The sequence below is a fragment of the Marinobacter sp. NSM genome (assembly GCF_052380025.1).
GTDB lineage: Bacteria > Pseudomonadota > Gammaproteobacteria > Pseudomonadales > Oleiphilaceae > Marinobacter.
Window position 1 is genome coordinate 124,479 of the sequence record NZ_JBQTCK010000005.1, and the last position, 22,698, is coordinate 147,176.

General features: G+C 57.7%; 20 protein-coding genes. 6 read left to right on the top strand and 14 right to left on the bottom strand.

Features of this window, described 5'->3' with window-relative positions; all coding sequences use genetic code 11:
• Position 1 precedes the first annotated feature (1 nt).
• The 12 genes from lysS to ffh form a co-directional block, all read right to left on the bottom strand.
• Positions 2–1,537, bottom strand: a complete 1,536-nt coding sequence (lysS, locus tag ACTZWX_RS12510) for a lysine--tRNA ligase (RefSeq protein ID WP_444714217.1) — start codon at positions 1,535–1,537, stop codon at positions 2–4.
• Between the two features lie 51 nt (positions 1,538–1,588).
• A protein-coding gene (gene prfB / locus ACTZWX_RS12515) for a peptide chain release factor 2 (protein ID WP_444714218.1) occupies positions 1,589–2,684 on the bottom strand; the annotation gives its coding sequence in 2 pieces (ribosomal slippage) (positions 1,589–2,611 and positions 2,613–2,684; 1,095 coding nt in all).
• A 339-nt stretch (positions 2,685–3,023) separates the two neighbouring features.
• Entirely contained in the window at positions 3,024–4,757 is a 1,734-nt protein-coding gene (gene recJ / locus ACTZWX_RS12520) for a single-stranded-DNA-specific exonuclease RecJ (RefSeq protein ID WP_444714219.1), read from the bottom strand.
• 6 nt (positions 4,758–4,763) lie between these two features.
• Positions 4,764–6,164, bottom strand: coding sequence for a threonine synthase (gene thrC / locus ACTZWX_RS12525; protein ID WP_444714220.1), 1,401 nt, complete (start codon positions 6,162–6,164; stop codon positions 4,764–4,766).
• 11 nt (positions 6,165–6,175) lie between these two features.
• Positions 6,176–7,477 (bottom strand): homoserine dehydrogenase, encoded by a 1,302-nt coding sequence (locus ACTZWX_RS12530; RefSeq protein ID WP_444714221.1) that lies wholly within the window; start codon positions 7,475–7,477, stop codon positions 6,176–6,178.
• Between the two features lie 143 nt (positions 7,478–7,620).
• Entirely contained in the window at positions 7,621–8,355 is a 735-nt protein-coding gene (locus tag ACTZWX_RS12535) for a thioredoxin fold domain-containing protein (RefSeq protein WP_444714222.1), read from the bottom strand.
• 90 nt (positions 8,356–8,445) lie between these two features.
• Positions 8,446–9,351, bottom strand: coding sequence for a site-specific tyrosine recombinase XerD (gene xerD, locus ACTZWX_RS12540; protein WP_230713728.1), 906 nt, complete (start codon positions 9,349–9,351; stop codon positions 8,446–8,448).
• Between the two features lie 98 nt (positions 9,352–9,449).
• Entirely contained in the window at positions 9,450–9,806 is a 357-nt protein-coding gene (gene rplS, locus ACTZWX_RS12545; protein ID WP_022988899.1) for a 50S ribosomal protein L19, read from the bottom strand.
• A 25-nt stretch (positions 9,807–9,831) separates the two neighbouring features.
• Positions 9,832–10,590 carry a tRNA (guanosine(37)-N1)-methyltransferase TrmD gene (trmD, locus tag ACTZWX_RS12550; protein WP_152437469.1) on the bottom strand — a complete coding sequence of 253 codons (759 nt, stop codon included), beginning with the start codon at positions 10,588–10,590 and terminating at the stop codon, positions 9,832–9,834.
• Positions 10,591–10,593: 3 nt separating this feature from the next.
• Complete coding sequence (gene rimM, locus ACTZWX_RS12555) at positions 10,594–11,121, bottom strand: ribosome maturation factor RimM (RefSeq protein ID WP_444714223.1); 528 nt, start codon at positions 11,119–11,121, stop codon at positions 10,594–10,596.
• 29 nt (positions 11,122–11,150) lie between these two features.
• On the bottom strand, positions 11,151–11,390 hold the full coding sequence (gene rpsP, locus ACTZWX_RS12560) for a 30S ribosomal protein S16 (RefSeq protein ID WP_058091782.1): 240 nt from the start codon (positions 11,388–11,390) through the stop codon (positions 11,151–11,153).
• A 165-nt stretch (positions 11,391–11,555) separates the two neighbouring features.
• Positions 11,556–12,941, bottom strand: a complete 1,386-nt coding sequence (gene ffh, locus ACTZWX_RS12565; RefSeq protein WP_444714224.1) for a signal recognition particle protein — start codon at positions 12,939–12,941, stop codon at positions 11,556–11,558.
• 159 nt (positions 12,942–13,100) lie between these two features.
• Here ffh and ACTZWX_RS12570 point away from each other — a divergent pair, with 159 nt between their 5' ends.
• The 4 genes from ACTZWX_RS12570 (at position 13,101) to ACTZWX_RS12585 (ending at position 18,423) form a co-directional block, all read left to right on the top strand.
• On the top strand, positions 13,101–13,907 hold the full coding sequence (locus tag ACTZWX_RS12570; RefSeq protein ID WP_072677909.1) for a cytochrome C assembly family protein: 807 nt from the start codon (positions 13,101–13,103) through the stop codon (positions 13,905–13,907).
• 75 nt (positions 13,908–13,982) lie between these two features.
• On the top strand, positions 13,983–15,284 hold the full coding sequence (locus ACTZWX_RS12575; RefSeq protein WP_061332299.1) for an HlyC/CorC family transporter: 1,302 nt from the start codon (positions 13,983–13,985) through the stop codon (positions 15,282–15,284).
• A 161-nt stretch (positions 15,285–15,445) separates the two neighbouring features.
• Positions 15,446–17,659 carry a DUF1631 domain-containing protein gene (locus ACTZWX_RS12580; protein ID WP_444714225.1) on the top strand — a complete coding sequence of 738 codons (2,214 nt, stop codon included), beginning with the start codon at positions 15,446–15,448 and terminating at the stop codon, positions 17,657–17,659.
• A 5-nt stretch (positions 17,660–17,664) separates the two neighbouring features.
• Positions 17,665–18,423, top strand: coding sequence for a TonB family protein (locus ACTZWX_RS12585; protein ID WP_444714226.1), 759 nt, complete (start codon positions 17,665–17,667; stop codon positions 18,421–18,423).
• 8 nt (positions 18,424–18,431) lie between these two features.
• Here ACTZWX_RS12585 and grxD read toward each other — a convergent pair whose 3' ends face one another.
• Positions 18,432–18,758 (bottom strand): Grx4 family monothiol glutaredoxin, encoded by a 327-nt coding sequence (gene grxD, locus ACTZWX_RS12590; protein WP_061332302.1) that lies wholly within the window; start codon positions 18,756–18,758, stop codon positions 18,432–18,434.
• Between the two features lie 210 nt (positions 18,759–18,968).
• Here grxD and argF point away from each other — a divergent pair, with 210 nt between their 5' ends.
• Positions 18,969–19,883: an ornithine carbamoyltransferase gene (gene argF, locus ACTZWX_RS12595; protein ID WP_444714227.1), complete on the top strand. Its 915-nt coding sequence runs from the start codon at positions 18,969–18,971 to the stop codon at positions 19,881–19,883.
• Between the two features lie 3 nt (positions 19,884–19,886).
• Positions 19,887–20,960 (top strand): ABC transporter ATP-binding protein, encoded by a 1,074-nt coding sequence (locus tag ACTZWX_RS12600; protein WP_444714228.1) that lies wholly within the window; start codon positions 19,887–19,889, stop codon positions 20,958–20,960.
• 9 nt (positions 20,961–20,969) lie between these two features.
• Here the strand turns inward: ACTZWX_RS12600 and glpK are convergent, their stop codons facing one another.
• Positions 20,970–22,451, bottom strand: a complete 1,482-nt coding sequence (glpK, locus tag ACTZWX_RS12605; RefSeq protein WP_444714229.1) for a glycerol kinase GlpK — start codon at positions 22,449–22,451, stop codon at positions 20,970–20,972.
• Between the last annotated feature and the right edge of the window lie 247 nt (positions 22,452–22,698).

Genomic DNA, 22,698 nt, shown 5'->3' on the forward strand with positions numbered 1-22,698 from the left:
CTTACTCGCTTTCCGGTTTCTGTTCGGCTTTGTGCTCGGGGCGCATGGCCGGGAACAGGATCACGTCGCGGATGGACGGTGAGTTGGTCAGCAGCATGGCCAGGCGGTCGATACCGATGCCCTCGCCGGCGGTCGGCGGCAGGCCGTATTCCAGGGCCATGACGTAGTCGTCGTCGTAGAACATGGCTTCGTCGTCGCCGGCGTCTTTCTCTGCCACCTGGGCCTGGAAGCGTTCGGCCTGGTCTTCGGCATCGTTCAACTCGGAGAAGCCGTTGGCAATCTCGCGGCCACCCACGAAGAACTCAAAGCGCTCGGTCACGAACGGGTCGCTGTCTTTACAGCGGGCCAGTGGAGAGATCTCTTTCGGGTATTCGGTGATGAAGGTTGGCTGCATCAGGCGGTGCTCGGCCGTCGCCTCGAAGATCTCGATCTGCACCTTGCCGAGGCCCCAGATGTCTTTCACATGGATACCCAGGTTCTTGGCCACGGCACGGGCCTGCGCGTCGTCTGCCAGCTGCTCGCGGGTAATGTCCGGGTTGTAGCGCAGGATGGCGTCAACCACGGTCAGGCGCTCGAACGGCTTGCCGAAATCGTATTCGATGGTTTCTTCGCTGCCGTCCTTGAGTACCCGGGTGTTGATCACCGTGGTGGTGCCCAATACTTTCTGGGCGATGGTGCGCAGCATGTCTTCGGTCAGGTCCATCAGGTCGTTGTAGTCGGCGTAGGCCTGGTAGAACTCGACCATGGTGAACTCGGGGTTGTGCCGGGTAGACAGCCCTTCGTTACGGAAGTTGCGGTTGATTTCAAACACCCGCTCAAAGCCGCCGACCACCAGGCGCTTGAGGAACAGCTCCGGGGCAATCCGCAGGTACATGTCGATGCCCAGGGCATTGTGATGGGTCACAAACGGACGTGCGGTGGCGCCGCCGGGGATCACCTGCAGCATGGGGGTTTCCACTTCCATGAAGTCACGGTCGGTGAAGTACTGGCGCATGGCGTTGATGATCTTCGAGCGAGCGTGGAACACGCGGCGGCTGTCTTCGTTTACCATCAGGTCCACATACCGGTGGCGGTAGCGGGCTTCGGTGTCGGTCAGGCCCTTGTGCTTCTCCGGCAGCGGGCGCAGGGATTTGGTCAGCAGCACGTATTCGTCCATGGTGACGTACAGGTCGCCCTTGCCGGATTTCGACAGGGTACCGCGCACGCCCACGATGTCGCCCATATCCCAGTGCTTGGTGTCTTTCTGGACATCCTTGGAGGCGTAGATCTGGATACGACCCGTCATGTCCTGAACCACTTTGAACGCCTTGCGATCGAGCATCATGCGGCCGGCAATGGCCACTTTGATACCCGCGGACTCCAGCTCTTCCTTGGATTTGTCACCGTATTTTTCCTGCAACTCGGCAGCGGTGGCATCGCGACGGAAGTCATTGGGGAACGGATTGCCCTGCTCGCGCATGGTTGCCAGTTTGGCGCGGCGCTCGGCAATCAGCTTGTTGTCCTCGGGCTGTGCAGCGTTCTGGGTGTGTTCAGTCATGTTGGCTCACTAAGAAGTCGGGATTGTCCGGGTATGGGTGAATGGCGCCGCTTACAGCGCCATCTTCAGACTGGCTTCAATAAACTTGTCGATGTCGCCATCCAACACCGACTGGGTGTTGCTGGTTTCCACCTTGGTGCGCAGGTCCTTGATACGGCTGTCATCCAGCACGTAGGAACGGATCTGGCTGCCCCAGCCGATGTCAGACTTGGAGTCTTCGGCTTTCTGTTTCTCTTCGTTGCGCTTCTGCATTTCCAGCTCAAAGAGCTTGGCCTTGAGCTGCTTCATGGCCTGGTCTTTGTTCTGGTGCTGGCTTCGGCCGGCCTGGCAGGCAACCACGATGCCCGTGGGGTTGTGGGTCAGTCGTACCGCGGATTCGGTCCGGTTAACATGCTGACCACCGGCACCGGAGGCACGGTACACGTCGACCCGCAGATCCGCCGGGTTGATTTCGATCTCGAAGCTGTCGTCCACTTCCGGAGACACAAACACAGAAGAGAAAGAGGTGTGTCGACGGTTGCCGGAATCGAACGGGGATTTACGCACCAGCCGGTGCACGCCGGTTTCGGTACGCAACCAGCCGTAGGCGTAGTCGCCCTGGATGTGAATGGTGGCACTTTTGATGCCAGCCACTTCACCTTCCTGCAGTTCGACGATTTCGGCCTTGAAACCACGGCGCTCGGCCCAGCGCAGGTACATGCGAAGCAGCATGTTGGCCCAGTCCTGGGCTTCGGTGCCGCCGGAGCCGGCCTGGATGTCCAGGTAGGCGTTGTTGGCGTCCATTTCACCGGAGAACATGCGGCGGAATTCGAGTTTCTCGAGTTCTTTGTCGAGGCCTTCAAGGTCGGCTTCGATTTCCTGGACGGTGCCTTCGTCGTCCTCTTCCACGGCCATATCCAGCAGGCTTTCTGCGTCGGCCAGGCCGTTGGTGAGGTTGTCGATGGTTTTGACGATCAGTTCAAGGTCTGAGCGCTCTTTACCCAGGTTCTGGGCCCGCTCGGGATCGTCCCATACGGTGGGGAGCTCGAGTTCCCGTTCTACTTCGACCAGCCGTTCACTTCGCTGATCGTAGTCAAAGATACCCCCTCAGCGCTTCGGTGCGCTCGCGAAGTTCTTTGATCTTCGTCACTATGGGATTAATTTCCATGAAACCTTGTCTCGCTTTGGAAAATGGTGCGATAAAAACAGAGGGCGGATTCTACCGGAATTTGCGGGGTAAATCAGCAGGCGGAAAGTACAGAGTATTCAGGCTATGGGCTTGAGCTCAGGTGCAAGCACAGGGTGGGAGGGAACCTTTCCGGGAGACGCTGTGAATACGTCCATGTACGCTTAGCGAAAACATCCCTGTTTTCGATACTCCCGGAAAGGTTCCCTCCCACCCCGCGCCCAGACATAGCTCTGGGACTCCCCACTCGCCGGCTACAAAGGGGTCTGACCCCTCGGGGTCAGACCCCACCCTTCTCAAGCGCCAATCTCCAATGAGAGTTCAGCCCAATGGCTCCAGATAATCCACCAACAACTGAAGGTTGGTTCTCCCCCGAAAGGTATTGGCATCCGGCTTATAAACCACCCGCGCCCCACTCCGGGTAAAGTCCGGCACTTCCGGCCCGGTGTTGAACGCAATGCCATCAATAATGCCCCCGCCCTCAACCGGCTGCAGCACCAGTTTTAGATGGTTCTCGCCGACAATGCGCTGGCTTACTACCCGGAACTCGCCATCAAACACCGGTTCGGGGAAGTGCTGCCCCCAGGGGCCGGCGCGTTTGAGCAGGTAGGCGGTGTCCAAGTTCAGTTCGTCCGGTGTCAGGGGGCCGTCAGTGGTGATGGCGGCTTCCAGGTCTTCCGGTTTCAGGGTATCACGCACGGCCCGGTCGAAGGCGTTGCTGAAACGTTGGAGGTCATCCCTAGCGATGGTCATGCCGGCGGCCATGGCGTGGCCGCCGTATTTTTTCATCAGGCCTGGATTTTTCGCGTCTACCACGGCCAGAGCATCGCGGATGTGCAGGCCGGGGATGGAGCGGGCGGAGCCTTTGAGGTGTTCGCCGTCATCATCGGGAGCGAACGCGATGGTGGGGCGATGAGTCTGTTCGCGGATTCTGGCGGCCAGGATGCCAATCACGCCCTGGTGCCAGTCCTGGTCGAACAGGGCCAGGCCCCAGGGCAGGCCTTCAACGTCGAGGGACATGGAGGCAAGCAGGTCCTGCGCCTGTGTTTTCATGTCCTTTTCGATGGTGCGACGTTCGCGGTTGAAGTTATCCAGCTCCCGGGCCAGGCGCAGAGCTTCGTCGCGGCTGTCGGCGAGCAGGCAGGCGATGCCGATGCTCATGTCATCCAGCCGGCCGGCGGCGTTCAGGCGCGGGCCAACCACGAAGCCGAGGTCCGTAGCGCTGATTTCGGTGTAGTCACGGCCCGCCACTTCCAGCAGGGCCAAGATGCCCGGCCGGGCTTCGCCCTTGCGAATGCGGCGAATACCCTGCTCGACAAAAATCCGGTTGTTATGGTCCAGCGGCACCACGTCGGCGACGGTACCCAAGGCCACCAGGTCCAGCAGGCTGCCCAGGTTAGGCTCCGGGTCCGGCAACAGGGTGTTGTCTCGCAGGTACTTACGCAGCGCCGTGAGCACGTAAAACATCACGCCCACTCCGGCCGCATTTTTGCTCAGGAACGGGCAACCGGGTTGATTGGGGTTCACAATGGCATCGGCATCTGGCAGCTCTTCTCCGGCCAGGTGGTGGTCGGTGATGACTACTTTGATGCCCAGTTCCCGGGCAGCACGCACACCTTCGATGGCGGAAATACCGTTATCGACGGTAACGAGCAAGTCGGGTAAATCGCCTTCGTCCTGTAACCGGTGAATGATGCCCGGCGTCAGGCCGTAGCCATCGGAGAAGCGGCTGGGCACCCGGAAATCAATGGCTGCAACACCGAGCATGGACAGCCCGAGCATGGCGACGGCAGTGCTGGTCGCGCCGTCGGCATCGAAATCCCCCAGCACCATCACCCGCTGCTTCTGGGCAACGGCCTCGGCCAGCAGTTCAACCGCGCGATCTATGCCACGCAACTGCATGGGCGACGCCAGGTGTTTCAGGGTGTACTGGAGCTGGTCGTCGGAATGCACACCTCGGGCGGCGTACAGGCGGCGAAGGATGGGGGGCAGGTTTTGCCCCCAGCCCGTCACGTCTGACGGCTGGGGACGACGCAGGATTTTTTTAGGAGTCATGCCGGATCAGGCGTTCTTCCAATGCTTGGCGATAAAGCCCTGCACCTCGGACACGTTGTTATCCAGCACGGTGTAGCACTCTTCCCGCTCAAACAGGTCCGCCATGTGGGCCGGCAGTTGCGGCTTCACAACCAGGCCAGACTCGGCGATGGCGTCCGGGAACTTGGCCGGGTGGGCGGTACCCAGGGTAATCATCGGCACCGTGCTGTCGCGGCGGCAGTTGCGGGCGGCGCGCACGCCGATGGCGGTGTGCGGATCCAGCAGGTATTCATTCTGCTCATAGATGTCCCGGATGGTGTCGCAGGTGGCTTTGTCGTCCACCGCATCGCTGTCGAACAGCTTGCGGGCGTGTTTCCAGCGGTAGTCTTCGATACTGACCGGGCCCTTGGCGGCGCGTTCCAGCAGATCTTTCACGGCAGCTCCGTCACGGCCATGCAGGTCGAACAGCAGGCGCTCGAAGTTACTGGAGACCATGATATCCATGCTCGGCGACAAGGTATGCTCCAGCTGATGCTGCTCATACTTGTTGCCGCTCATGAAGCGATGCAGGATGTCGTTCCGGTTAGTGGCAATCACCAGCTGGGAAATCGGCAGGCCCATTTTCTTGGCCAGGTAACCGGCAAAAATGTCACCGAAGTTGCCGGTGGGTACCGAGAACGCCATGCTGCGATCCGGGCCACCCAGGGCCAGGGACGCCTGAAAGTAGTAAACAATCTGGGCCATGATCCGCGCCCAGTTGATGGAGTTCACCGCTGCCAACTGGGTTTTGCCACCCAGGAATGACTGGTTGCCGAAGCTTTCTTTTACCATGCGCTGGCAGTCGTCGAAGTTCCCCTTGACCGCGATGTTATGGATGTTGTCACCCTGCACCGTAGTCATCTGCCGGCGCTGTACTTCCGATACTCGCTGGTACGGATGCAGGATAAAGATATCCACATGCTCGCAACGGCGGCACCCTTCGATGGCGGCAGAGCCGGTGTCACCGGAGGTGGCACCCATGATCACCACATGCTGCTTGCGCTTTTCGAGCACATAATCGAGCAGACGACCCAGCAACTGCAGGGCAAAGTCCTTGAACGCCAGCGTGGGTCCGCGGAACAACTCCATCACCCACTCATTGGTGTCCAACTGAACCAGGGGCGCTACCGCCTGGTGGGTAAACACGCTGTAGGTTTCATCCAGCATCTTGCGAAAGTCATCCGCCGGAATAGCGTCTTCTACAAACGGATACATGACTTTGTAGGCCAGCTCTGCATAGGAAAGCCCGCGCCAGCTGCGGATTTCTTCCACGCTGAAATGCGGGAGCGATTCCGGCACATACAGGCCGCCGTCTGTGGCCAGGCCAGTCAGCAGAACGTCTTCAAAGCCCAGAGCGGGCGCTTCACCCCGTGTACTGATGTATCTCACGTGCGTACCTGTCAGTTAAAGTTTTCAGCGCGAATACGGACAACCTTGCCATCGATGTCGGCCAGAGCTTCCATTTCCTCGATGGCCAGGTTCATCTGGCGTTCCTGAACCGTGTGGGTCAGGATGATGACCGGGATGCGGCCATCCTTGAATTCGGACTCTTTCTGCATGATCGATTCGATGTTGATGCCATGCTCACTCAGGATCGCGGCAATCTTGGCCAGCACACCCGGATGGTCAAAGGCCTGGATACGCAGGTAGTACGCCGACTGAACATCTTCCATCGGCAATACCGGCAGGTCCTCCAGAGCCTCGGGGCGGAAGCCCAGATACGGGATGCGTTGCTGACTGTTGCTGGCAACGGCACGGGCCACATCAACAATGTCGGCGATCACAGCAGACCCAGTGGCCTCGTCGCCAGCACCCGGGCCGTAATACATGGTCTGACCAACGGCGTCACCGTCTACCAGTACCGCATTGAGTACGCCATCCACCTGGGCAATCAGGTGACTTTGCGGCACCAGCGTTGGGTGGACACGCAATTCAATACCGTCATCACGGCGGCGGGCAATACCAAGGTGCTTTACCCGATAGCCAAGCAATTCCGCATGGGAAATGTCGTAAGGGGTGATGCCGGAAATACCCTCGGTGTATGCCTTCTCGAACTGCAGCGGCACACCGAAACCAGACGCCGCCAGAATCGTCAGCTTATGGGCTGCGTCGATGCCCTCAACATCGAAGGTCGGGTCTGCTTCGGCATAACCGAGGGCCTGGGCTTCTTTCAATACTTCGCCGAATTCGCGACCGGCGCGCATCTCGGTCAGGATGTAGTTACCCGTACCGTTGATAATACCGGCAATTGTATCGATACGATTGGCCGCCAGGCCTTCCCGCACTGCTTTGATCACCGGAATACCACCAGCCACGCCGGCTTCGTAGGCGACAACAACACCGGCTTTTTCGGCCGCTTCAAAAATCTCGTTGCCGTGCACTGCGATCAGAGCCTTATTGGCGGTTACCACATGCTTGCCTTGGGCAATCGCAGCCAGCACCAGCTCTTTGGCGGCATCATAGCCACCGATCAGCTCCACAACGATGTCAATTTCAGGATCATTAACCACATCGAAGATGTCGGTACTGAAAGGAACGCCGCCAAGCTCCAGGTCATCCCGGCTGTGACGACTGGCCACCCGGGTAATCCGGATATTGCAGCCCGCACGCCCCGCAATAATCGCGGCATTGCGAGTCAGGACATTGAATGTACCGCCGCCAACGGTTCCCAGTCCGCAAATTCCGACATTAACGTCTTTCAAGCTCTCACCTCTGATCCCGATGGGGTGCTGATGGATTGCAACAAAGGGCAATAGTATACCGATTCGGGGCCCTCTGAATAAGCCCCGAATCAGTTGCAGTTAACACGATAAACGTCGGAGCTGTGCGACAGCTCCGGGGAAAATTACAGAATCCCGAGACCTTCGGCCAGGTTTCGCGCAGGTACGTAGCCCCGGACCATGTTACCGTCTTCGAGAAGAATGGCCGGCGTACCGGTGACCCCTACCTGACCACCCAGGCGGTACTGTTCTTCAACCGGGTTATCACAGGTTTTCTGGGCCACAGACTTGCCACCCTTGGCGGCATCCATTGCTTCCCGCTGATCTTCGGCGCACCAGACCGACTCATACTTTCTGAATGACGGGGTTCCCGGGCCAGAACGGGGGAAACCGTAGTAGTTCACGGTGATACCGTATTCGTTTAACTGCGGCACTTCATCGTGCATTTTCCGGCAGTAGGGGCAATCAATGTCGGTAAACACATCAATCACCGCCTTCTGCTCACCCTTGGCCGGATAGGTAATCACACCCTTGCCGGCAAACGCCGCCATCTGCTCTTGCCGCTGCCCGGCCCGCGACGCCTCTGACACGTTGGCAATACCGTTGTCGGTAATCTTCAACAGATCACCGGTCAGCAGGTATACACCGTCAGCCGTGGTGTAAATGGTGTCGCCATTGTTGCTTTGCACTTCGTAAAGGCCTGCCGCCTCGGATTCCCGCACCGAGGTCACTTTCAGACCCGGCACCGCATCCATCAGGCGCTTGGCAATTTGATCCTCGGTGTCGGCAGCACTCGCCCCGGAAACCCAGGTCAGTGACATCGCCAGACCCGCCACAACGGCCACAATATTCAGATTCATCGGTTTAACTTACCTTCTGTGTTTGTAATTTCGAAACCTTGTGATGCGACACCGCCACTCAGCAAAAGTTCATCCGGCTAACATACCAGATTAACCCCGGGGATGGTGCGCCTGGTGCAAATCCTGAAGCCGCTGACGCGCCACATGGGTGTAGATCTGAGTCGTGGAAAGATCGGAATGTCCCAGCAACATCTGCACCACCCGCAGATCGGCCCCGTTATTGAGCAGGTGCGTGGCAAAGGCATGGCGCAGGGTATGCGGTGAAATGGGCTTGCGAATGCCCGCACGAACGGAATAATGCTTGATTCTGTGCCAGAAGGTCTGGCGCGTCATGGCCGTGGCCCGATTACCAGGAAACAGGGCGTCGCTACTTTTACCTTTCAACAATTCGTTGCGGGCCTCCTTCATGTAACGAACCAACCAGTCCACGGCCTCCTCGCCCAGCGGCACCAACCGCTCTTTACCACCCTTGCCACTGATACGAACAACCCCCTGGCGCAAATTGACCTGATCAACGGTCAACCCGGTCAGCTCCGACACCCGCAGTCCGCAACCGTATAGAATTTCCAGCATAGCCCGGTCGCGCAGTTCAATCGGCTCCTGTGGGTCCGGCTCTGTGAGCAAGGCATCTACATCATCTTCTGTCAGGGTATCCGGCAGCCGCCTGGGCAACCGCGGACTGTCGATTCTCAGCGTCGGATCTTCGGCGATCAAACCTTCACGCAGCAGGAAACGATAGAAACGACGAATACCAGACAACCGCCGGGCCGCGGTACTGGTTTTGATACCATCCGCCAACCCCCTCGACATCCAGGCCAGCAGATCGGTGCGCCGGGCAGCACGGAGCGTTGGCGAACCGGGCTGGGCCTGCAACCAATCGGCCAGCCTGAACAAATCGCTGGCGTAGGCTTGACGGGTCTTCTCACCCAAGCCGTCTTCCAGCCAGATGGCATCGGAAAACCGGGCTATCAGTTGCTCATCGTCTGGCCGGGGCAAGGTTATACCTCTTCACTTGCTGCCTGTAGGCATTACAGCATAAAAAAAGCAGCCCCTCGAGGCTGCTTTTTTTGCAACTGATTAGCCAGGGGCTTGAATCAGTTAAGCTTTTCCTTGATACGAGCTGCCTTACCAGACAGATCGCGCAGGTAGTAAAGCTTGGCCTGACGCACGTCACCACGACGCTTCACGCTCACGCTGTCAATCAGCTTGGAGAAGGTCTGGAAGGTACGCTCAACGCCCACGCCGTAAGAGATCTTACGAACGGTGAAGGAAGAGTTCATGCCACGGTTGCGCTTGCCAATAACCACGCCTTCAAACGCCTGCAGACGCTCACGGTTACCTTCAGTTACGCGAACCTGAACAACCACGGTGTCACCCGGCGCGAACGCAGGGATTTCCTTGGTCATCTGTTCTGCTTCAAGTTGACTGATGATGTTGTTCTTGCCGCTCATCGTAATGCTCCTGATACCCAATCTTTCAATGCCCTGATGACTCAGAGACACCCGGTTCGTTCAAAATTTCTTCCAGAAGCTGACGCTCTTCTTCCGTAAGCACCCGCTTTTCCAGCAGGTCGGGGCGTCGCTCCCGGGTTCGCCTCAACGATTCTTTCAATCGCCAACGCCGGATCTGTTCATGGTGACCGCCCAAAAGAACTTCCGGCACCGCCTGACCTTCGTAAACCTCGGGCCGGGTATAGTGCGGACAATCCAGCAAACCGTCAGCAAAGGAATCCTGCTCCGCTGACTGCGCATGACCCAGCGCTCCGGGGATGAGGCGTGTTACCGCATCAATCACAGCCATCGCCGCCAGTTCGCCACCTGAGAGTACAAAATCCCCCAGAGACACTTCCCGGTCGACTTCCGCCGATATCAGGCGCTCATCAACGCCTTCATAACGACCGGCAACGAGAATCAGCTGCTGTTCGGCGGCCAGAGACTCCACCACCGACTGATCCAGCCTTTCACCTTGTGGCGAAAGGTAGACCACACAGGCCTTGCCGGGTGCCGATGCCCTGGCCTCATGGATGGCATCCCGGAGGGGCTGAATTTTCATCAGCATTCCGGGGCCGCCGCCATAGGGCCGGTCATCCACCGTGCGATGTCGGTCGTGGGTATAATCCCGGGGATTCCAGCAGCTGAAGGTCAGTAACCCTTCACGAACTGCCCTGCCGGTAATACCGTAATCCGTCACCGCAGAAAACATATCCGGGAACAGACTAACCGCGCCAATCCACACCCGTCAGAACTCCGGATCCCAGTCGACCACCATGCGCGAGTTATCCAGATCCACCCCGTGAACCACCTGATCAGGCAGATAGGGGATAAGCCGTTCGCGCTGGTCAATGGAGCTCGCCGTCGCGCGCACCACCAGGACATCGTTGGAGCCTGTTTCCAGCAGGTGATGCACCTTACCCAGGCACTCACCCACAACCGTGAACACTTCAAGTCCCTCCAGCTGGTGCCAATAGAATTCCCCTTCAGGCAATTCCGGCAATTGCTCGGTTGGAACCCGGATCTCGGCACCGCCATAGGAGCGGGCCAGCTCACGGTCATCTATACCTTTAAGTCTGACGACGATCCCCTGCCCCTGGCGGCGACCTTCCTCAAGCTTTACCGGGATACGCTTACCATCAAGAACCAGAGTCCAGTCACGATAAGTGAGTATCCCTTCCCGGGGCTCAGTGTAAGAGAAGACTTTAAGCCAACCCTTGACCCCGAACACCGAGGTGATCTGGCCGATCACAGTTTCCTGTGGATGCTGTGTCATGCCTGTCAAACCCCGGTCTTTACGTGCAATTAACCAGCAGTTTTGAGCAGCTGGGCAACGCGATCACTTGCCTGGGCGCCCTGGCCCAGCCAGAAATCAACGCGCTCACGATTTACACGCAGACGCTCTTCCTGGCCGCGGGCAACCGGGTTAAAGAAACCAACACGCTCAATGAAACGGCCGTCACGGGAGTTACGGCTGTCAGTGACTGTCAGATGGTAGAACGGGCGCTTCTTGGAGCCGCCACGAGCCAAACGGATTGTTACCATTTCGACCAATATCCTGTTCTGTTGTACGAACTTTGTACGATTCCCACCATGCCGACTGGCGGCTGACGAGAAGACCCATACTCGAAAGGGGCGCTATTCTATGCCAAAAAAGCGCCAATGAAAACAGGGAAACGCTCGGTTTCCCCATTTTATATGTAAGGCTTTTTACATACGGCCGAACGGGGGCATGCCACCACCACCGCCGGGCGGCATCATACCACCAAGACCACGCATCATGTTGGCCATTCCGCCTTTCTTGCCAAATTTCTTCATCATCTTCTGCATCTGCTTGTGCTGCTTCAGCAGTCGATTCACATCCTGTATCTGGGTACCGGAGCCGGCGGCAATCCGGCGTTTGCGGGAGTTGTTGATCACATCCGGGTAACGGCGCTCCTTGGGCGTCATGGAGCAGATGATGGCTTCCATCTGGCCAACCGACTTGTCATTTACCTGCTGCTGCGCCATCTGGGCCATCTGCCCCATGCCCGGCAACTTATCCAGCAGGCCACCAATGCCGCCCATATTTTTCATTTGCTGGAGCTGGTCACGAAAATCTTCCAGATCAAAGCCCTTACCCTTCTTGATCTTTTTGGTAAGTTTCTCGGCCTTCTGTTTATCCAGCTTGCGCTCTGCTTCCTCAATAAGGGAAAGCACATCCCCCATCCCCAGAATGCGGGACGCAACACGGTCTGGATAAAACGGCTCCAGGGCATCGGATTTCTCACCAACACCCAGGAACTTGATCGGCTTGCCAGTGATATGGCGTACAGAAAGCGCCGCGCCGCCCCGGGCGTCGCCATCGGTCTTGGTCAGCACCACACCGGTCAACGGCAGGGCATCGTTGAACGCCTTGGCGGTATTGGCGGCATCCTGACCGGTCATTGCGTCAACCACGAACAGGGTTTCCACCGGGTTCACGGCCTTATGCAGCCGACCGATCTCACCCATCATCTGCTCGTCTACGTGCAGACGACCGGCGGTATCGAGAATCACCACATCAATATGCTTGCGGCGCGCCGCCTCAATCGCCCCGCTCGCAATGTCCACGGGGTCCTGTTCGGTGGTGCTGGGGAAAAACTCGACACCCACTTCACCGGCCAGGGTTTCCAGCTGCCGGATGGCCGCCGGCCGATAGATATCGGCACTGACCACCAGCACGGATTTTTTCTGACGCTCTTTAAGGAAGCGGGAGAGCTTGGCCACCGTCGTGGTTTTACCAGCACCCTGCAGGCCGGCCATCATGATCACCGCAGGCGGGCGGGTGGACAGATTGAGGGACTCATTACCCTCACCCATCACCCGCTCCAGCTCCTGCTGGACAACCTTTACAAACACCTGGCCCGGCGTGAGACTGCGCTGGACTTCCTGGCCAATCGCCCGCTGCCGGACACCCTCAATGAAATCCTTGACTACCGGCAGCGCGACGTCCGCTTCCAGCAGCGCCATACGAACTTCACGAAGCGTATCTTTAATATTGTCGTCGGTCAGGCGTGCCTGACCAGAGATCTTGCGCAAGCTGCCGGAAAGCCGGTCCTGGAGATTCTCAAACATGTTGCTCTTCCGTACCCCGGAGAAATTGTTCACACAAATCAAGAAGCCAGCCCGGGCTGCTTGATTCCTGTTGCATAATCGCGACATTATACCCAGACTACGGAGCCTCTGAACAACTCCGTGCCCGCTTTCATTACAAGGCAATACACTAAGGATGTCATGGGAACGCTGATTCTCGCGGTTACCGCACTCTTTCTTTACAGCGTTGGAACCGCCCTGCAGGCGCTGCATTTCAGGGGGCGGGTACAGAGTAATCTGGCCATCACCACCCTCATTGGCATCCTGGCACTGATTGGCCATGGCCTGCTGATTGCCCAGACCGTGCACATGGATGGCGGCTTCGATTTGAGCTTTTTCAAAAGTTCCGTGCTCATTTCCTGGCTGATCGTGTTTTTGTTATTGGGACTGAACCTGACCAAGCCCGTCGCAAGCCTGTTCCTCGGCGCCTACCCGATCGCGGCACTGACGATTGTGATGACACTGATCACCCACACTCCCTCCCGCCTTGTGCCGGACCAGAGCTATGGCATGCTGTCGCACATCGCGCTTTCAGTGACAGCTTACAGCCTGTTCACCCTGGCGGCCATTCAGGCGGTACTGCTTTACTTCCAGAACCGGCAGCTCAAACACAACTACAACAGCCTGCTGGTCCGCAACCTGCCACCACTGCAAACCATGGAATCCCTGCTGTTCGAAATGGTCTGGGCGGGAGTTGTCCTGCTGGTACTGGCCATTGTCACCGGAGCAGTCTTCATCGAAGACTTGTTTGCCCAGGACTTGGCCCACAAAACGCTGTTTTCCATGCTCTCGCTTATGGTGTTTATTGGCCTGCTGGTAGGCCGGTACACCAAAGGGTGGCGGGGAATGACGGCCAGCCGCTGGACTCTGGCCGGGTGCGCCTTGCTCATGCTGGCATTCTACGGCAGCAAATTCGTGCTGGAACTGCTGTTCCAGAGAGGCGGCTGACCACCTGAATCGCTTGACACCACAAACCAATTCACCCTATTTTCCACTCTTGTCGTCAATATAAGGGCTTTTCTTTTGAACGAAACATCGCTGACGGCGCTGTTCATTCTTCTTGTCTGCCTAATTATCCTTTCAGGCTTCTTCTCCAGCTCAGAGACGGGAATGATGTCCCTCAACCGGTACCGCCTGAAACACATGGCGAAAACCGGCCACAAAGGTGCGCTCCGGGCGCAGAAACTCCTGAACAGGACCGACCAGCTGATTGGCGTCATACTGATCGGCAACAACTTCGTCAATATCTTTGCCTCGGCCATCGCCACAGTGATCGCCATCCGGATCTGGGGCGATGCAGGCATCGCGATAGCCACCGTTCTGCTCACCATCGTTATCCTGATCTTTGCCGAAGTCACCCCGAAAACATTGGCGGCACTGTTCCCGGAGAAAATTGCTTTTCCTGCCAGCTTCGTGCTCAGGCCGTTACTGAGAATCCTCTACCCACTGGTGTGGTCCGTCAACCTGTTCACCACCGGCATTTTGCGCGTGCTCGGCGTATCTTCAGCCCAGGCCACGGAGGATCACCTGAGCCGGGAGGAACTCAGAACTGTCGTCAATGAAGCCGGCGCGCTGATTCCCGCCAAACACAAAGATATGCTGGTTAGCATACTGGACCTGGAAAAAGTCACGGTGAACGACATAATGGTGCCCCGCAATGAAGTAGCGGGTATCGACCTGGACGACGACACGGACACTATCGTCCGCCAACTTAGAAGTAGTCAGCACACCCGGCTCCCTGTATTCAAGGGCGATATCAACAATATTCAGGGTATCCTTCATATGCGCAGCGCCGCAAAACTGCTGCAAGAGCCGGAAATCAACAAAGCTATGGTGATGCAGCTAAGCCAGGAGCCCTATTTCATTCCGGAAAGCACCCCCCTGAATACCCAGCTTCTCAATTTCCAGAAGGGCCGGCGCCGCTTTGGCATCGTAGTGGATGAATACGGAGAGGTTCTGGGCCTGGCGACACTGGAAGACATCCTTGAAGAAATTGTGGGCGAGTTCACCACCGATTACTCCGCCACTTCACAAGACATCATTCCACAGGATAACGGCACTTATATCATCGACGGCGGTACAGCGGTCAGATCCATCAACAAGACCCTGGGCTGGAAACTGCCCACCGACGGACCAAAAACCCTGAACGGCCTGATCACCGAAACCCTGGAAAACATTCCGGAAACCAACGTCTGCCTCAAGGTGGGTGGACATCGCGTGGAAGTGCTTCAGATCAAGGACAACGTGGTGAAAGCGGCGATTGTGCACCCCAAACGCCTCGGCAAACGGTCTCGGCCGGCCCTGGAACCCCGACCGGCTCGGTAAACTGGACACGGCCGATGAGGCCTGCTTTTTGAATGACGTCCCAGGTTAGCGTTTATTCATGTTAATCCAACCAAAAATGCGCTAAGTTTAACCAATAATTCAGAATAGAAGAAGAGCAAGCTCGGTCATGTATCCGGTTGAGGCGTAAACAGGAGTCGGCCATGAACAAGCAGTCCGGCATACATTACCTCCGCGAACACCGGGAAGCCGCAAGCTCCCGGCCGGTTCCCGCGGAGGTAACCCGTATCCGTGACACGGTTGTCGCGGGACTGGGAGATTTGCTGCAAGGGGCTTTTGACGCTGTCGATGATTCACTCTTCGAACTGGCGAATAATGCCCGTAGTAATAACGAACAGAACCGGTACTTTGAAGCGATGCGGGAAATCCGCATAAAGCGCAAAGGAGTTGAGCGGCATTTCCAGAACGCCGTTGCCCAATTCTTTGCTAACCCGCCTCACGCCGGACAACTGCAAGCCCAGGACACCACCCAACAGGCGAGCGTAGACACCCTGTCGCTGGTCGGCGATGATGATCTGGAAGAACAGGTTGCCCTGAACGCCATGATTACCAAAGCCAAGGCGCACTTTCAGGGGCCCCTGATTCAACTGCAGGCAAGATTCACCGAGGTATACCCGGACGCCTCAGAAGAGGTGCCAGTTAACCCTATGGCACCGGAACACCTGTGCAGCGCGTTTACCGAGGCCATCCAGGCACTGGAAATCCAGATTCGGGAGCGGCTGATCGTTCTCAAGCAGTTTGACCGCTACGTGGTGTCTAACCTGGGTATGCTGCTGGACGAAGCCAACCGAATACTGATCCAGGCCGGCGTCATCCCCAACTTCCGATTCCACGGCAAGGCTGGCCAACAGCAAAAAGCCTCTGGCAAGCCAGCCCAGGGCGAAGCAACCCAGACTGGAACCGGTGAAGCCGTCGCTTACGAGCAGAGACCGGAAGATACCGCCCTGTTTGACCAGATTCGCCAGATGCTGGCGCTGCAAAAGGCCAATTCAGGCATGCCACCTCGTAGTGCCGATCCCGCCTTGCGCGTCGTCGGAGGGCCGGAGCTGGCAGATATGCTCAATACTCTGCCCAGCCACTTCAACCTTCAGGACAGTGACGATCTGAGCACCGGCGAACCGGTGGAGATCGATCTGCGCCAGGTTGTGCAGCAATTGCTGGCAAGAGCCGAAGGCCAGGATGGACGCAAGCCGGCACTGAATGAAGTAGACGAAGACCTGATCAACCTGGTCTCCATGTTGTTCGAGTTCATACTGGATGACTACAACCTGTCTGCTCCGGTACAGGTACTGATCAGCCGGCTGCAGATTCCGATATTGAAAGTGGTCATCAAGGACAAGAGCTTTTTCAGCAAAGCTACCCACCCGGCCCGCAAACTGCTCAACTCCCTTGCCCGTGCCGGTATTGGCTGGAGCTCCAGTGATGAAAAAGCCAGAGACAAGCTCTATGGCCAGATTCATAACGTCGTACAGCGAATTCTCAATGAATTTGACGGCGATATCGCCCTGTTCGAAACACTGAACCAGGAGTTCGAACAGTTCCTGGAGCGCGAAAACCGCAAGGCGTCTCTGGTGGAGCAACGTACCCGGGAGTCTGAACGGGGCCGCATCAAGTCCCAGAAGGCCCAGGAAGCGGTCGACCGGCTGATCAAAGAAAAAGTCTCCCGATACCGCCTGCCCGAGCCGGTTCACGATATTCTGACTAATGGCTGGAGCCGGGTCATGTTTCTCGCTTACCTGCGTGACGACACCGAGCACCGCTGGCACGAGACGGCCCGGGTGGTGGACGACCTGATCTGGTGCCTGCATCCCCACGAGGAAGACGAAGAGCGGGATCAATGGGTCCGGGTTGTTCCTGCCTTACTCAAGACACTCCGGGCGGGGCTGGAGGAGGTCTCTTACAACGCTTCCCGTCTGGACCAGATGATGGGGCAGCTTAAGCACGAACTGGCAGAAGCCTTCCGCACCAATGCGGCCATCGAGGCACGCCAGGACAGCCCTGAAGAGATCGAAGAAGAAGCACCCACCGTGCATCAGACCGCCGTTGAGCGCCAGCAGGAACTGGAAGATGCTGCCATTGCTGAGTATGTAGCGAAGCTGGATGACATCGAGATCGGCAACTGGGTCGAGTTCAAGCTGGTCAACGGTGCCAACTTCCGATGTAAACTGTCTGCGGTTATCGAAGAGGCTGATTGTTTCGTGTTCGTCAATCGCATGGGCCTGAAGGTGATCGAGAAAACCAGGGTGGAACTGGCCCACGAAATGCGCCGGGGCCGCCTGACGCTTCTGGAACAGGGCGCCCTGATCGACCGCGCCTTGAATGCCGTCGTGGGCAACCTGCGCACCAAAACCGCCTGATTGCGATGTCAGAGCCAGGCCTTCGACCTCCGTCGATCCCGGCGTCCCATCGGCTAATTCTGGCCATCTCTCTGGCCCTGACAGTGCACACCTTGCTACTGGCCGTGCTTCCCTCCCCCCTGAGGGAAGCACGGGAGTTCAGTCATCGCCTGGTGTTTACTCTCCAGTCCCCGGCCTCCGAAACCAGCACCGCATCCAGCCCCAACGCCGCTGAACCACAACCCCCGAGGCATCCGGATTTTACCGTTGAGGCCCCAGAGCAAATCACGACCGCCTCAGCAAACCGACCTGTTGCCGAGCCAGTCTCGACCCACACCGCCCGGCCCACCCCAAAACCAGCAGCCAGAACCGAAACCAGCCGACCCCGCTCACAACAGCATCCGGCCAGTCCTGAATCGATGGCATCCACACCGTCAACCTCAACCACCAAAGACGAGCCGGAAGCGATTCAGCGGATAACCATGTCGCCGTCAGAGCAGGACCCGTACCTGATTCTGCTGGCCACCCATCTGGCGGAACAACTTGAACAGGAGCGAGTGCCTGCAATAGCGGGCCTGCAGGAGACACTCACGATGGCACTGGAATTAAGACTGCTCGCCAATGGCGCGCTGACCCGGGCACGGGTTGTGGAGTCGACGGGTGTCCAGGGGATTGATGATGCAGCGTATCGTGCAGCGCTGGCTGCCAGCCCCTATCCGGAGCCAAAAGGAGAGGAGCGGGACCGCTTCGAGGTAAAGCTGGTGTTCACCCCGAAGCGCCGCTAAAAGAAAGCTCAGGCCTCGGCTTGCTTGACCGCGTCTTTAACCGCCTTGGCCAGTTCACCGCTCTCGGACATTTCCAGAACAATGTCACAACCGCCCACCAGCTCACCACCAATGTAGAGCTGCGGGTAAGTCGGCCAGCTTGAATAGACTTTGAGGGCTTCGCGAAGCTCCTGATTGTCCAGAATGTTCACGAACGCAAACCGCTCACCGCACGCCATCAGAGCCTGAACGGTACGGGCGGAGAAACCGCACTGCGGTGCCTGCGGAGTGCCCTTCATGTAAAGAATGACCGGGTTCTCTTCGAGCTGGCTCTTGATGGTTTCATTGATATCCATGAACTCATACCTCTGGTTGAAATCAGGTTTACCGTTACACGGCACTTAACCGCCATTGTACACGGCTGGTCGATTAGCCACCAAACCGATGTGTTTGACCCAGAGCAACCACCCCACCCCCGGCGTTGTTTTACGGGTTGTGAAGGGCTAGACTTGATGCCCTTTTCAGATGCTAACCGTACAGCAGTTTCCTTGAAACAGGGGCCTTTCATGGCGGCAAGACATTTTCTGACTCTGAACGACATGACCACCAGTGAGCTGGAACAGCTCCTTGATCATGCGTCCAGGCTTCGTAAAGAGTGGCATGCGGGTAAAACCCGGGATTCCCTGAAAAACCGGGTATTGGCGATGATCTTTGAAAAATCGTCCACCCGCACACGGGTATCCTTTGAAGCGGGCATGACCCAGCTCGGTGGCACCGCCATGTTCCTGTCTCCCCGGGACACCCAGCTTGGCCGGGGCGAGCCCATCGAGGACTCCGCCATCGTGATATCCAGCATGGTGGATGCGGTGATGATTCGGACCTTTGCCCACGAAACCGTTGAGCGCTTTGCCTCGGCTTCCAGCAAGCCGGTGATCAATGCCTTAACCGACGAATTCCACCCGTGCCAACTGCTGGCGGATATGCAAACCTATCGTGAACATCGCGGCAGCATCCGCGGAGCTACCGTTGCCTGGATTGGTGATGGCAACAATATGTGCCACTCCTACATCAACGCGGCGGCCCAGTTCGATTTTCACCTGAACGTAGCCTGCCCGGAAGGGTATGAACCAGACAGTAACCTGCTGAAAGCCCACAGTGATCGCGTAACCGTGGTGCGCACACCGGAAGACGCTGCAAAGGGTGCCAACCTGCTGGTCACCGACGTTTGGGCCTCCATGGGCCAGGAAGACGAGCAGAAAGCCCGAGAGAAAGCCTTTCAGGACTACCAGATCAACCAGGGACTGATGTCTTTGGCCGCCAAGGATGCCTTGTTCATGCACTGCCTGCCTGCCCACCGTGGCGAGGAGATTTCCGCCGACATGATGGAGCACCCGGGTTCAGTGGTGTGGCATGAAGCGGAAAACCGCCTGCACGCCCAGAAGGCCCTGCTCGAGTTCCTCATTCTTAACCGCCTGGACTGATCCATGCCTGAATCTTTGCTGCCACCGGCCGACTGGCTGCTGGAAGTCAACAACCTGTCCTGCGGGTATGGCGGCGACTCTGTCGTTAAAGACGTCAGCTTCGCCCTGAGCCACGGCGACATTGGGTGCCTGCTCGGCCCCAGTGGCTGTGGCAAAAGCACCATTCTCAGAGCCCTGGCCGGCTTTTTGCCTTTAAACAGCGGGGAAATCCAGCTCCAGTCCCAGTCAATCAGCCTTCCCGGACGCACCCTGGCTCCTGAAAAGCGCCGTATCGGCATGGTGTTTCAGGATTACGCGCTATTCCCCCACCTGACCATCGCCGACAACGTCGGGTTTGGCCTGAGGAATATGACCAAGGCCGAACGTCGCCAGAAGGTCATGGAACTGCTCAACCTTGTGCACCTGCAGGACCTGGCAAACAACTATCCCCACGAGCTATCCGGCGGCCAGCAACAGCGGGTCGCCCTGGCCAGGGCACTGGCGCCAGAGCCAACGCTGATTCTGCTGGATGAGCCGTTCTCGAACCTGGATACCGACCTTCGGCGCCGGCTGAGCCTGGATGTACGGGATATCCTGAAAACACTCGGCATCAGCGCTATCCTCGTCACCCATGACCAACAGGAAGCGTTTGCCATGTGCGATCAGGTGGCGGTGCTCAAAGACGGCACTCTGCAGCAATGGGACGTACCCTACAACCTGTATCATGAACCCGCCAACCGCTTCGTAGCCAGCTTCGTTGGCCAGGGCGGCTTCATTCCCGGTACCGCCCTGGGGCCGGACACCATTGAATCCGAACTGGGGGTTATCCACGGCAACCGGGCCTATAAATGGAAGCCGGGCACGCTGCTGGATGTGCTGATTCGCCCGGACGATATCGTCTACGATGAGCACTCCGACCTGAAGCCTAAAGTGGTGGAGAAGACCTTCGCAGGCACGTCAACCCTTTATCGGTTCCGGTACTCGGAAGATACCGAATTCGAGGCCCTGTTCCGGAGCCACCTGGATTTCCACATGGGCGAGCACGTGCCGGTGCGTGTCGAAGCCGATCACCTGATTGCCTTCGAACGCACCAGTTGAGAGAGCGGGTCAGTTGTTACAGACCCGCTCGACTGCATCCAGCCAACCCGCATACAGCGATTCCCGAAGCGCCGGCTTCATATCCGGCCGGAATTGCCGTTCGCACTCCCATAGGTCGGAGATCTGCTCCAGGCTTTCGAACACCCTGGTCTGTAATCCTGCCAGATACGCCGCGCCCAGGGCCGTGGTTTCCGTTACCTGAGGCCGGTCGACAGTGACGTTCAGGATGTCGCAAAGAAATTGCATCACCCAGTCATTTACCGCCATGCCACCGTCTACCCGAATCGACTCCAGGCGCGCACCATCGTTGCGAATGGCCCTCACCAGATCCTTGGTCTGATAACACACCGACTGCAGGCCCGCAGTGACGATCTCAGCAATACCGGTGTCCCGTGTCAGGCCGAGAATGGCGCCTCTGGCATTGGGGTCCCAGTGAGGCGCCCCCAGCCCAGTGAAAGCCGGCACCAGGTAAACCGGGTTGTCCACGCCCACCGTCTCGGCATGGCCTGCCGACTCACTGGCATGGGTAATCAGACGCAGACCGTCCCTAAGCCATTGCATGGCCGCACCGGCGACAAAAATACTGCCCTCGATCGCATAGCACGGCTTGCCATTCAACCGGTAGGCCATGGTGGTCAGCAACCGGTTTTCCGAACGCAGCGCTTCGTCACCGGTATTGAGCATCAAAAAACAGCCCGTCCCGTAGGTGCTCTTGGCCATACCGGGCTCGAAACAGGCCTGGCCGATCAGCGCCGCATGCTGATCACCGGCAATACCCGCCACCTTGACCGGCGCACCGAGCCATTCCGCATCGGTATCTCCGTACTCATCGGCACAGTCCAGAACCTCTGGCAACAACGCCCTAGGTACCCGAAATAGCGCCAGCAGGTCATCGTCCCAATCCTGGTTATGGATATTGAACAGGGCCGTTCGTGATGCATTGGTGGCATCGGTGTAATGAGACTGACCGTTGGTCAGGTTCCACAGCAACCAGGTATCGACGGTACCAAACGCCAGCTCACCGGCTTCAGCTCGCTTGCGGGCACCTTCCACATTGTCCAGCAGCCAGGCAACCTTGGTGGCAGAAAAGTAGGGATCAATCAGCAGGCCCGTGCGTTCAACGACCAGGGCCTCATGGCCATCCGACTTGAGCTTGGTGCACAACGATGCGGTGCGGCGATCCTGCCAGACAATGGCATGGTGGATCGGCTCGCCGGTCTCACGGTCCCATACAACTGTCGTTTCCCGTTGATTGGTAATCCCGATGCCGGCCAGGGCAGACGCCTGGACCCCGGCTTTGTCCAAAGCCTCGCGACACACCGCCAGGGTGCTGTCCCATATCTCCACGGCGTCATGTTCAACCCAGCCGTCTCGGGGAAAATACTGGTGAAACTCCTGCTGGGCGACTGCCACCTGCGTACCCCTGGCATCGAAAACGATGGCCCGGGAGCTGGTGGTACCCTGATCAATGGCAAGCAAATAGCGGGACATTCAGATCTCCTTTTTTCAGTAGAGTCTACCAGCCCGAGAGCAGTCCGAGTGTGAATAACCACTATTGGCGGGAAATTTTGCATAAAAAAAGGGCCGGATAAATCCGGCCCTCAAATGACGAATGAAACAAGGAAAGTTCGTAAGAACTACAACCTCAAAAGTCATCCCTTACGCCGTCTATTCTCAGCCCGGAAGCTGACGAATTCAGTAGCTATTCTGTAGAGCTTTGTTACATCAGGTGAGGTCG

Bases quoted from the DNA above. Each gene is read 5' to 3' on its own strand.
- lysS (WP_444714217.1), bottom strand. From the start codon at position 1,537: ATGACTGAACACACCCAGAACGCTGCACAGCCCGAGGACAACAAGCTG.
- recJ (WP_444714219.1), bottom strand. From the start codon at position 4,757: ATGACTCCTAAAAAAATCCTGCGTCGTCCCCAGCCGTCAGACGTGACG.
- ACTZWX_RS12535 (WP_444714222.1), bottom strand. From the start codon at position 8,355: ATGAATCTGAATATTGTGGCCGTTGTGGCGGGTCTGGCGATGTCACTG.
- rplS (WP_022988899.1), bottom strand. From the start codon at position 9,806: ATGAGCGGCAAGAACAACATCATCAGTCAACTTGAAGCAGAACAGATG.
- rimM (WP_444714223.1), bottom strand. From the start codon at position 11,121: ATGACACAGCATCCACAGGAAACTGTGATCGGCCAGATCACCTCGGTG.
- rpsP (WP_058091782.1), bottom strand. From the start codon at position 11,390: ATGGTAACAATCCGTTTGGCTCGTGGCGGCTCCAAGAAGCGCCCGTTC.
- ffh (WP_444714224.1), bottom strand. From the start codon at position 12,941: ATGTTTGAGAATCTCCAGGACCGGCTTTCCGGCAGCTTGCGCAAGATC.
- ACTZWX_RS12570 (WP_072677909.1), top strand. From the start codon at position 13,101: ATGGGAACGCTGATTCTCGCGGTTACCGCACTCTTTCTTTACAGCGTT.
- ACTZWX_RS12580 (WP_444714225.1), top strand. From the start codon at position 15,446: ATGAACAAGCAGTCCGGCATACATTACCTCCGCGAACACCGGGAAGCC.
- ACTZWX_RS12585 (WP_444714226.1), top strand. From the start codon at position 17,665: ATGTCAGAGCCAGGCCTTCGACCTCCGTCGATCCCGGCGTCCCATCGG.
- grxD (WP_061332302.1), bottom strand. From the start codon at position 18,758: ATGGATATCAATGAAACCATCAAGAGCCAGCTCGAAGAGAACCCGGTC.
- argF (WP_444714227.1), top strand. From the start codon at position 18,969: ATGGCGGCAAGACATTTTCTGACTCTGAACGACATGACCACCAGTGAG.
- ACTZWX_RS12600 (WP_444714228.1), top strand. From the start codon at position 19,887: ATGCCTGAATCTTTGCTGCCACCGGCCGACTGGCTGCTGGAAGTCAAC.
- glpK (WP_444714229.1), bottom strand. From the start codon at position 22,451: ATGTCCCGCTATTTGCTTGCCATTGATCAGGGTACCACCAGCTCCCGG.